The organism is Dactylosporangium sp. NPDC049140 (assembly GCF_040648435.1).
In genome coordinates this window covers 86,782-96,704 of record NZ_JBEZDS010000006.1, presented here as the reverse complement: position 1 = coordinate 96,704, position 9,923 = coordinate 86,782, and the positions used below count along the sequence as shown (strand labels likewise).

Sequence of the window (9,923 nt, the reverse complement as noted above, 5' to 3'; positions counted from 1 at the left end):
GCGCGGCGCGGAGCGCCCGACTTTTCGCGCGGCTGTAGGCGAAAATCGAACTCTCTCAACCCACCGCTCGGCTGGCATCCGGATTTTCCCGACACCCCGCCCGCCGGGGTATAAGTCCGATATGCCACGGATCGTCACAACACCTGACCTGTTCAGGGGTTGTTGTGTTGGAGATCGGCATGGATCGGCCGCGGCTGGGGCGTAAGCCTCTTGAGGTGCAGCGTCGGGCGTTCCGGGTGCTCGTTGGGCAGCAAGGTGGGCGATCGAGTGAGGCGTGTCGGCTGGTCGGAGTGAGTGAACGCTCGGGTCAGCGGTGGCGGCTCGGTGCTGCGGACCATGCCCAGCAGGCGGCCCAGCGCCCGGCATAACGTGCGGCGGCTTCAGGGAGTGGCGGGGAGCAGGCCGCCCGTCGGGTCCAGCGCGCCCAGCAGAACCTGCACGGGCACGTCGAGGTCGTCGGCGGCGTCGATGGTGGCCAGGATGGCGCCGAGCACGCGCGGGTCGAGGCGGGTCGCTCCGCGCAGGTCGATCACGATCGGGTCGGGGCGGTGGTGCAGCAGGGCCTCGACCAGGCTGTGCTGGGCTTCGGCGGCCCACGACGCGTCGATCTCGCCGTGGAAGCGGATGGCGACTGGGCTGGCGGGGTCGTGAAGAAGACTGACCGGTGAACCATCGTGCGGCACGCTCGCCTCCGAGGTGTCGGTAAGTGTTACACCGAGTGCCACGGTAACGAATGGCATACCAGTCTGTGAACCGGTGATTTTCAATCCGTTATGGTAGCGCTCCCAAACATGCCCAACGACCTGCGGAAATCATCAGACAACACCGGCTGCAACAATTTCATTACACCGTGATAAAAGGTCCACCGTTCGGCGCTGGTAAGTAACCGATCGACGCTGGGTAGCGCCCTAAGGTTCCATCACCAACCGCTACATACCCGCATAACGTCCCTGGACGGCACGCGTGCGCCGCCCCGCCGTTGGAGTCGCCGCGCCGCGGCCTCATCGGGCTCGCAGGAGGGGTGTTGATGTGTGGAAGGGCCGCTTGGCGATCCTGGCGATTCTGGTTGTCTCGCTGATCTGTGGCCTGTCGATGTTCGCGGTGCGGGGAGCGAGCAACGACCAGCTCGAGGTGTACTCATGGTGGACCGGACCCGGTGAGGAGGAGGGCCTGGCCGCGATGGCCAAGTCCTTCGAGGGCGGCAACCCGGGCGTGCGGTTCGTCAACGCGGCCGTCTCCGGCGGCGCCGGCTCCAACGCCAAGGCGATTCTCGCCAGCCGGCTGCTGGCCAACGACCCGCCCGACTCCTACCAGCGCCACGCCGGGCTCGAGCTGCTCGACGACGTGCGTTCGGGCAAGGTGCAGGACCTCTCGGACATGTACCAGCAGCAGGGCTGGACGAAGGTGTTCCCGAAGGGGCTCGTGAGCAACCTGACCATCGACGGGAAGATCTACGCCGTGCCCGTGAACATCCACCGGGCCAACCTGATGTGGTACACCCCGAAGACCCTGCGCGAGCTGGGCCTCTCCGGGCCGCCGAAGACCTGGGCCGAGTTCCTGCAGCAGGCCGAGGTCATCAAGGCCAAGGGCAAGGTGGCCCTCGCCCTCGGGCCGGAGTGGACGCAGAAGCACCTGCTGGAGACCGTGCTGCTCGGCGAGCTCGGCGCGGACCGGTACGACCAGCTGTGGGCCGGGCAGATGAGCTGGATGTCGCCGGACGTGGGCGCCGCCCTGGCCACCTACGCGAAGGTGCTGGCCGTCTCCGACGTGAAGTCCGCGGCCGGCGACTGGCAGCCGCAGCTGGACCGGGTGGTCTCGGGCTCCGCGGTGTACGCCGTGATGGGCGACTGGTCCTCGTCGTACCTGGAGCAGACCAAGGGCCTGCACTGGCAGGACGGGTACAACGTGGCGGCCTCGCCGGGCAGCGACGGGGTCTACGACTTCCTGTCCGACACGTTCACGCTGCCCACCGGGGCGCGCCGGCCCGACCTCTCGCGCAAGTGGCTGATCGAGTGCGGCTCGACCGACGGGCAGAACCTCTTCAACCCGCTCAAGGGCTCGATCCCGGCGCGGACCGACGCCGACGCCGGCCTCTACAAGGACTACCTGGGGTGGGCGCTGCAACAGTGGCGCGACCCGAAGGTCCGCATCGTCGGGTCGCTGACCCACGGCGTGGTGGCGAACAACGCGTACAACGCGGAGATCGACTCGGCGCTGGGCCTGTTCGTCCAGGACGGCGACCAGGGCAAGTTCGCCCGGACCGTCGAGCAGCAGTTCCGGGAGACGCAGTGAACCTCCCCGTTCGGCAGGAGCCGAGCCAGCAACTACAACAACAGCAGCACCGGGCCCGGCACTCGTCGGAGCCGGAGCGGCCCGCGGTCGAGGCGCGCAAGCGCCGGCCGCACAAGCAGCGCGGTCCCCGCTGGCTGCCCGGCCTCGTGCTGGTCATGCCGTCGCTGATCCTGATCGGCGTCTTCGTCTACGGGTTCCTCGGCTGGAACGTGCGCGTGTCGTTCACGAACTGGCGCGGGCTCTCCCCGAAGTACCACTTCGTCGGCCTGGACAACTACGCCAACCTGCTCAAGGACGAGCGCTTCCGCGCCGACATACGCAACCTGATCATCTTCACCGTCGTGTTCGTCGCGGGCGCGCTGCTGCTCGGCTTCCTGATGGCGATGCTGCTGGACCGGGGCGTGCGCGGCGAGGGCTTCCTGCGCGGCGTGTTCCTGTTCCCGATGGCCATCTCGTTCATCGCCACCGCGATCGTGTGGCGCTGGCTGCTGGACAACGGCTCGGGCAACGACACCGCCGGCATCAACAAGCTGCTCGCCGACGTCGGCCTGGGATTCCTGCGCAGCGACTGGCACAAGTCCAACTCGGTGTGGGCGATCGCCGCGGTCGCGCTGCCGGCCGGGTGGGCGTTGTCCGGGTACGTCATGGCGCTGTTCCTGGCGGGCATGCGCGGCGTCAACGAGACCCTGCGCGAGTCGGCGCGGATGGACGGGGCCAGCGAGACGCAGATCTTCTGGTACGTCGTGCGGCCGGCCCTGCGCCCGGTCACGTTCAGCGCGATGCTCATCATGATCCACATCTCGCTGAAGACGTTCGACCTGCTCTACGCGCTCGACCAGGGCAACCTGCGCATCGACACCCCGTCGTTGTACATGTGGTTCACCACGTTCGACGGCGGGTTCTACGACCGCGGCGCCACCATCGCCACGGTCCTGCTCCTCGGGGTGGCCCTCGTGGTCGGCCCCTATGTCTGGTACAGCCTGCGCACGGAACGGCGGTGAGAGGTCCGATGGTTCGCGCTACCGCCACCGTGCCGCAGAACTCGGCCCAGACCTACCGGCCCTCGCGGCTGCCGACGCCGGGCGGCCCGCCGGCTCCCGACCCGTCGTCGATCCCGCGCTGGCAGCGCCCGGGACCGGTGCGCACGACGCTGCGGTACGTCATCCTGTGGGCGCTGGCCGCGTTCTTCCTCATGCCCGTGTACGTGCTCATCGTCACCAGCTTCAAGAACCCGGCCGACGTATCGGTGACGCGGATCTGGGAGCTGCCGACCAGCCTGTCGTTCGACAACTTCTCCGCGGTACTGCCGAAGCTCTCCTCGGGTTTCCGCAACTCCCTGGCGCTGTCGATCCCGGCCTCGCTCATCTCGGCCCTGCTCGGCTGCGCGAACGGGTTCGTGCTGTCGAAGTTCCGCTTCCCGCTCTCCAACGTGGTCTTCCCGCTGATCCTCTTCGGGATCTTCGTGCCGTACCAGGCCGTGATCATCCCGGTGTCGCAGACCATGACCAATGTCGGGCTGCGCGGCTCCGGCGACGCGACCGGGGGCCTGCTCGGCCTGATGCTCATCCACATCATCTACGGGCTGCCGATCACCACCCTGATCTTCCGCAACCACTTCGTGTCGATGCCCGACGCGCTGCTGGAGTCGGCCCGCCTCGACGGGGCGGGCGTGCTGCGGACCTGGGTGGATCTGGCGGTACCGCTGGCGAAGCCCGCGTTCGCCGTCGCGATCATCTGGCAGTTCACGTCGTCGTGGAACGACTTCATGTTCGGCGCGATGATGACCAGCCGCGACTCCTGGCCGGTGACGATCGCGCTGAACAACGTGGCGGGCGGCCAGTCGGTGCCGTTCGGCCAGGCCATGGCGGGCGCTTTGCTGGTGAGCCTGCCGACCCTGCTCATCTACGTGCTGCTCGGCCGGTTCTTCATGCGCGGCCTGCTGGCCGGCACGCTGCAGGAACGCTAGTACTCGACCTCGTTCGTGGCCTCGAACGGGCCGACCACGATGCCCCGGCGGAAGGCGCCCACGCCGGGGCCGGCCGCCGCCTGCAGCGCGAACTGCTGCAGCACCCGCAGCTGGCGCCCGCCGAGGCGCACCGGGCGGCGCACCTCGTACAGCGGCGACCACGGGCACTCGTAGTAACAGCTGCTGCCGTCGCCGGTGCGGAACGTCACCACGTCGCCGGCCCGCGCCGCGGCGTCGATCTCGGCCTTCAGGGCGACCGTGGCGGCCGGGTCGGGGTCGTCTCGCCACAGCTGCGCGATCGCGGCCCGGGCCTGCGGGTCCTTGCGCCAGCGGCGCAGCGTGATGCGGTCGGTGAGGCACCACTGGTCGAAGTGGGCGCCGCCGGGCAGCGTCGCCACGTCGGGGCGCGGCGCCGCGCGCAGCGGCCGGTAGCCGGCCATCAGGCTGGGCATCGCGGCCAGCTGGCCGACGTGGAACCACAGCTCGAGGGCGTTCTTGAGGTTGTTCTCGATCAGCTCGTGCAGCTTCGCGTCGTGCCGGTCGGTGCGCAGCGCCACCGCGTAGTCGGCGGCCGCGGCGGCCTCGGCGTTGAGCTGCTTGAGCCGGTTGACGCCGGCGCGGTGCTCGGCGGGGACACCGGCGCGCTCCAGGCCGTAGACGGCCACGTCGATGTGCTGGCGCAGCGGCGGCACCGACGCCAGCAGCGCGGCCAGGTGCTCCGGCGGGCACGGCTCGACCTCGGCCCAGTCCGGCAGCCCGGCCGGCAGGCTGAGCTCGGCGGCGATGTCGTAGTCGGGGTTGACCCGGGCCTGCCGCGCCCGCGACACCCACCCCTCGACCGCCGAGAGCCAGGCCGACACCTGGTCGAAGGTCACCGCCGGGACGTAGCCGACCGTGCCCGGGCGGGCCGCGTAGTCGGCGTCGAGGAACTGCTCGCCGAGGGTCTGCAGCATGTACGCGTTCCACGCCGCCAGCAGCAGGCTCCCCGTCGCCGGCGGCGCGTCCCAGAGCGTCTCACCGTCGGCGGCGAGCTGCTCGCGGACCCGGTCGGCCTCCATCATCTCGTCGTAGGCGGCCTTGCCCGCGCCCCGCAGCGCCTCCAGCACCATCGCGTCGCGTTCCTTGGCCAGCGAGGCACGCATCTTCGTCATCAGCGAGGGGCGCATCGGGTCGGGCATGCGCCTCACGGTAGCGATCCCCCGCTACGCCGATCGATACGCGACGCCGTGGGCGTCCTCGCAGTGCACGTCGGCCGGGCCGGCGTGCGCGTGATCGACCTGCAGGGTGCTGTGCGTGAGCCGGTACTCGTGGCGCAGCAGCTCCTCGATCGCGGCCCGCGCCGCGTGGCAGTCGCGGCCCGGGGCCACGAGCACGTGCGCGGACAGCGCCGGCTCCCCCGAGGTGATCTGCCAGACGTGCAGGTCGTGCACCTCGACGACGTGCGGTACCGCCGCCAGCCGGGCCCCGAGCGCGGGCGGGTCGATGCCGCTCGGCGCCGCCTCCAGGAAGATCCGCCCGGACGCGCGGACCAGGCCGATCCCGGCGCGGACCATGAGCGCGACGACGAGCAGCGTGGCGATCGGGTCGGCGCGGGTGAAACCGGTGGTGACCATGATGAGCCCGGCCAGCGCCGTGGCGACGAACGCGAACAGGTCGTTGACGATGTGCTGGAACGCGCCCTGGACGTTGAGGCTGGTCCGGTTGGCGCGGCTCAGCGCCCAGGCCGCGACCAGGTTCACGGCGACGCCGGCGACCGCGGTCACGAGCACCGGCAGCCCGACGACGTCCGGCGGGTCGGCCAGCCGCCGCACCGCCTCGATCGCGAGGACGGCCGCGAGGATGAGCATGGTGAGCCCGTTCGCCTGCGCCGAGAGGATCTCCGCGCGCTTCAGCCCGAAGGTGTACCCCCCTTTCGGCGGCCGGGCCGCCAGCCGCATGGCCACGAGGGCGAGCGCGATGGCCCCGGCGTCGGTGAGCATGTGGGCCGCGTCCGAGAGCAGGGCGAGGGAGTGCGCGAGCAGGCCGACGACGACCTCGCCGGCCATGAACGCCGCGATCAGCCCCAGGGCGAGGCCGAGCCAGCGCCGGTCGGCGTCCTGGCCCACCCCGTGCCCGTGGTCGTGGTCGTGTCCGCTCACGCTTCCAGACTCTCCCACCGGCGCGGCCTGCGCCCGTAGTACCGTCGATGATCGGTTGCAGATCACCAGCGGAGGGGGGCCCCGGTGCTGAGGCCGGTCGCGGAGGGCGTACTGATCCACGAGAGCGAGTTCTGCCAGAGCAACGCCGTCGTCGTGCGGGGCCCGGCCGGCGCGCTGCTCATCGACGCCGGGGTGCAGGACCACGAGATGGCCTGCCTCGCGAGCGACCTGGCCGGCTCGGGGCAGGCCGTCGTGGCCGGCTTCTCGACGCACCCGCACTGGGATCACCTCCTCTGGCACGACAGCCTCGGCGCGGCGCCCCGCTACGGCACGGCCGGCTGCGCGGACACGGCCCGGGCCCGGCTGGCGGACGCGGGCGCGAAGGCCCGCGTCCGCACGATGATCCCGCCGGACATCGCCGACCGGGTGCCGCTGGACCTGCTCGGCGTCATCACCGGCCTGCCCGCCGGGGCGACGCACGTTCCCTGGGACGGCCCGCGGGTCCGGATCGTCGAACACCAGGCGCACGCCTCGGGCCATGCGGCGCTGCTGATCGAGGACCGCGGGGTCCTCGTCGCCGGTGACATGCTCTCGGACGTCCTGATGCCGATGCTCGACCTGAGCGGCGCCGCCGACCCGATCGGGGACTACCTCGCCGCGCTGCGGCTGCTCGAGGACGCGGCGGGCGACGCCGACGTCGTCGTCCCCGGCCACGGGTCCGCCGGCGGGGCCGGTCAGATCCGCGTACGGATCGACCAGGATCGGGCGTACCTGCACGCCGTGCGCGACGGCGGTGCGGTGAGCGACCCGCGGGTCGGCCCGTCGGCCCGGGACGGCTGGGAGTGGGTGGCCGGCGTGCACGAACGGCAGGTCCGGCAGCTCGCCGCAACCGGTTTGGAAGGGCATTGAACTAACCGGTTGGGGTGCGTAAAGTCGGCCCATGACACTGGTTGCCGGGGTCGACACGTCCACCCAGTCGACAAAGGTCGTGGTGTGCGACGTGGAGACCGGCGAGGTGCTCCGCGAGGGTCACGCGCCCCACCCCGACGGCACCGAGGTCGATCCGCGCCTGTGGTGGGCCGCGTACGAGCAGGCCAGCGCCGGGCTGCTGGACGGTGTCGCCGCGATCGGCGTCGGCGGGCAGCAGCAGGGCATGATCTGCCTCGACGCGGCCGGCGAGGTGGTGCGTCCCGCCGTGTTGTGGAACGACACCCGCTCGGCGCGCGCCGCGGCCGACCTCACCGACGAGTTCGGCGGCCCGTCGGCGTGGGCCGGCGCGGTGGGGCTGGTGCCGGTGGCCAGCTTCACGGTCACCAAGTTGCGCTGGTTCGCGCGCGCCGAGCCGGACCTCGCGGCCCGGACGACCACGGTGCTGCTCCCGCACGACTGGCTCACGCACCGGCTGCGCGCGGACGGGGGCGAGCCGACGACCGACCGCGGCGAGGCCTCCGGCACCGGGTACTGGTCGCCGGCGACCGGGGAGTACCGCCGGGATCTGGTGAGGCTCGCCTTCGGCCGGGATCTGGCGGTGCCGCGGGTGGCCGGGCCCGCCGAGACGGTCGGCGAGACCGCGTCCGGCGCCGTGCTCGCCGCCGGAACCGGCGACACCATGGCCGCGGCGCTCGGCGTCGGCCTGCGGCCCGGCGACGTGGTGGTGTCGCTGGGCACCTCAGGGTGCGCGTTCGCGGTGAGCGAGGTTCCGGCCACGGACGCGAGCGGGCTGGTGGCCGGCTACGCCGACGCGACCGGCCGCTTCCTGCCGCTGGTGTGCACGCTCAACGCGGCCCGGGTGCTGGGCACGGTCGCCGGCCTGCTGGGCCGGTCGCCGGCCGAGTTCGACGAGCTGGCGCTCTCGGCGCCGCCGGGCGCGGGAGGGTTGACGCTCCTGCCGTACCTGGACGGCGAACGTACCCCGAACCTGCCCGCCGCGCGCGGCCTGCTCGCCGGGCTGACGCGGGCGAACGCGTCGGCGGCGAACCTGGCGCGGGCCGCGGTGGAGGGCATGCTCGGCGGCCTCGCCGACGCCCTCGACGCGCTCCGCGCCCAGGGCACCCCGGTCGAGCGGGTGCTGCTGATCGGCGGCGCGGCCAGGTCCCGCGCGGTACGGGCGGTCGCGCCGGCGCTGTTCGGCGCGCCGGTGAGCGTGCCGAGCCCCGGCGAGTACGTCGCGCGGGGCGCGGCGCGTCAGGCGGCCTGGGCGCTGTCCGGCGCGGCCGAGCCGCCGCAGTGGCCCGTCGCCGCCGAGGAGGTGGCCGCCGCCGGCACCCCGGAGGTGCACGAGCGCTACGTCGACGTCCGCCGACGGTCGTCCGGGCTGCTGACGGCTCCCCGACTCAGTCGAGGGTGAGGCGCAGGACCCGGTCGTCGTCGGGGATCGGGCCGTCCGGGTTGCGGCCGTCGCGGTTCGACGTGGTCACCCACACGCTGCCGTCCGGGGCCGTCACCGCCGTCCGCAGGCGGCCGTAGCGCCCGGTCAGGGCCTCGACCGGCTTGCCGGCCACGCCCGAGCCGGTGCGCCACTGCACGGACGCGGTGGCCGACGACGGGGCCGCGACCGGCGCCGGGGTCTTCCCCAGCGGTACCAGATAAATGCGCTGGCCCCGCAGGCACGTCACGATCGCCGTCGTGCCCGTCACGGCCACCCCCGCGCTCACGCCCACCTCCGGGTGCCAGGCCACCACCGGGTCCACGAAGCCGTGCTTGTTCCCGATCCCCTCGACCGCCGGCCATCCGTAGTCGGCGCCCGGGCTGATGATGTTCAGCTCGTCCCAGACCGCCTCGCCGATCTCCGCCGAGTACATCGTGCCGGCCGCGTCCCAGGCCAGGCCCTCCGGGTTGCGGTGGCCGTACGACCAGATCAGGGAGTGCGGGAACGGGTTGCCCGGCGGCGGCTTGCCGTCCGGCGTCATGCGCAGGATCTTGCCGCCCAGGCTGGCCAGGCTCTGCGCCGCCTCCGTGTGCGAGGCCTCGCCCGTGGTCGCGTACAGGTAGCCGTCCGGGCCGAAGGCCAGCCGGCCGCCGTCGTGGATGCCGCTTTTCGGGATGCCCGTGACGATCGGCCGCGGGCGGGCGTGGCCGTCGAGGTACAGGCGGGCAATGCGGTTGTCGTTCGCCGTCGTGTAGTAGATGAACACCGTCTTGTCGGTGCGGTACGCCGGCGAGACCGCCAGGCCCAGCAGGCCGCCCTCGTTGTCCGACGTCGACTCGCGCACCCGCGCGACAGGCGACACGGTGCCGGTCGGCGTCACCCGCACGATGCGCCCGGTCCGGCGCTCGGTGACCAGCGCGTTGCCGTCCGGCAGAAAGGCCAGTCCCCACGGTACGTCCAGATGCCGGGCGATCGTCGAGACGCTCACGAGGCCGTCGGCGCCGCCGGCCGGGTCGGCCGAGGCGTGGTGGAAGTCCGTCGGGTCGGTGCGGGGCAGCGAGCGGCCCGCGGCCGAGGCCGGGGACGAGCAACCGGCCAGCAACACCGTCAGCAACGCGATCCCGGCTAGACGCACAGGACAAACCGTGCGTCCGGCCGG

9 protein-coding genes are annotated in these 9,923 nt (G+C 72.1%); 5 read left to right on the top strand and 4 right to left on the bottom strand.

Features of this window, described 5'->3' with window-relative positions; translation table 11 throughout:
• Positions 1–380: 380 nt before the first annotated feature.
• Entirely contained in the window at positions 381–725 is a 345-nt protein-coding gene (locus AB0B76_RS12635) for an STAS domain-containing protein (RefSeq protein WP_360373910.1), read from the bottom strand.
• A gap of 319 nt (positions 726–1,044) precedes the next feature.
• On the opposite strand from AB0B76_RS12635, the gene AB0B76_RS12630 reads away from it, so the two are divergent.
• Genes AB0B76_RS12630 through AB0B76_RS12620 form a run of 3 tightly spaced genes read left to right on the top strand, consistent with a single transcriptional unit; the run spans position 1,045 to position 4,258 of the window.
• The gene (locus tag AB0B76_RS12630; protein ID WP_360373907.1) at positions 1,045–2,292 is read left to right on the top strand and encodes an ABC transporter substrate-binding protein; all 1,248 of its coding nucleotides are present in this window, start codon (positions 1,045–1,047) and stop codon (positions 2,290–2,292) included.
• Positions 2,289–3,293, top strand: a complete 1,005-nt coding sequence (locus tag AB0B76_RS12625) for a sugar ABC transporter permease (RefSeq protein WP_360373904.1) — start codon at positions 2,289–2,291, stop codon at positions 3,291–3,293. The genes AB0B76_RS12630 and AB0B76_RS12625 overlap by 4 nt, the downstream gene beginning before the upstream one ends.
• A gap of 8 nt (positions 3,294–3,301) precedes the next feature.
• Positions 3,302–4,258 (top strand): carbohydrate ABC transporter permease, encoded by a 957-nt coding sequence (locus tag AB0B76_RS12620; RefSeq protein ID WP_360373901.1) that lies wholly within the window; start codon positions 3,302–3,304, stop codon positions 4,256–4,258.
• Here the strand turns inward: AB0B76_RS12620 and AB0B76_RS12615 are convergent.
• A complete protein-coding gene (locus AB0B76_RS12615; RefSeq protein ID WP_360373898.1) occupies positions 4,255–5,436 on the bottom strand; it encodes a hypothetical protein in 1,182 nt (393 codons plus the stop codon). The two genes, AB0B76_RS12620 and AB0B76_RS12615, sit on opposite strands and share 4 nt — an antisense overlap.
• A 24-nt stretch (positions 5,437–5,460) precedes the next feature.
• On the bottom strand, positions 5,461–6,396 hold the full coding sequence (locus tag AB0B76_RS12610; protein WP_360373895.1) for a cation diffusion facilitator family transporter: 936 nt from the start codon (positions 6,394–6,396) through the stop codon (positions 5,461–5,463).
• Between the two features lie 84 nt (positions 6,397–6,480).
• On the opposite strand from AB0B76_RS12610, the gene AB0B76_RS12605 reads away from it, so the two are divergent.
• Both AB0B76_RS12605 and xylB read left to right on the top strand, forming a co-directional pair.
• Positions 6,481–7,305 (top strand): MBL fold metallo-hydrolase, encoded by an 825-nt coding sequence (locus AB0B76_RS12605; protein WP_360373892.1) that lies wholly within the window; start codon positions 6,481–6,483, stop codon positions 7,303–7,305.
• Positions 7,306–7,336: 31 nt separating this feature from the next.
• Positions 7,337–8,743: a xylulokinase gene (xylB, locus tag AB0B76_RS12600; protein ID WP_360373890.1), complete on the top strand. Its 1,407-nt coding sequence runs from the start codon at positions 7,337–7,339 to the stop codon at positions 8,741–8,743.
• On the opposite strand, the gene AB0B76_RS12595 is transcribed toward xylB, so the two are convergent.
• Positions 8,730–9,899, bottom strand: coding sequence for a PQQ-dependent sugar dehydrogenase (locus tag AB0B76_RS12595; RefSeq protein ID WP_360373887.1), 1,170 nt, complete (start codon positions 9,897–9,899; stop codon positions 8,730–8,732). The two genes, xylB and AB0B76_RS12595, sit on opposite strands and share 14 nt — an antisense overlap.
• Positions 9,900–9,923 lie beyond the last annotated feature (24 nt).

Bases quoted from the DNA above. Each gene is read 5' to 3' on its own strand.
- AB0B76_RS12615 (WP_360373898.1), bottom strand. From the start codon at position 5,436: ATGCCCGACCCGATGCGCCCCTCGCTGATGACGAAGATGCGTGCCTCG.
- AB0B76_RS12620 (WP_360373901.1), top strand. From the start codon at position 3,302: ATGGTTCGCGCTACCGCCACCGTGCCGCAGAACTCGGCCCAGACCTAC.
- xylB (WP_360373890.1), top strand. From the start codon at position 7,337: ATGACACTGGTTGCCGGGGTCGACACGTCCACCCAGTCGACAAAGGTC.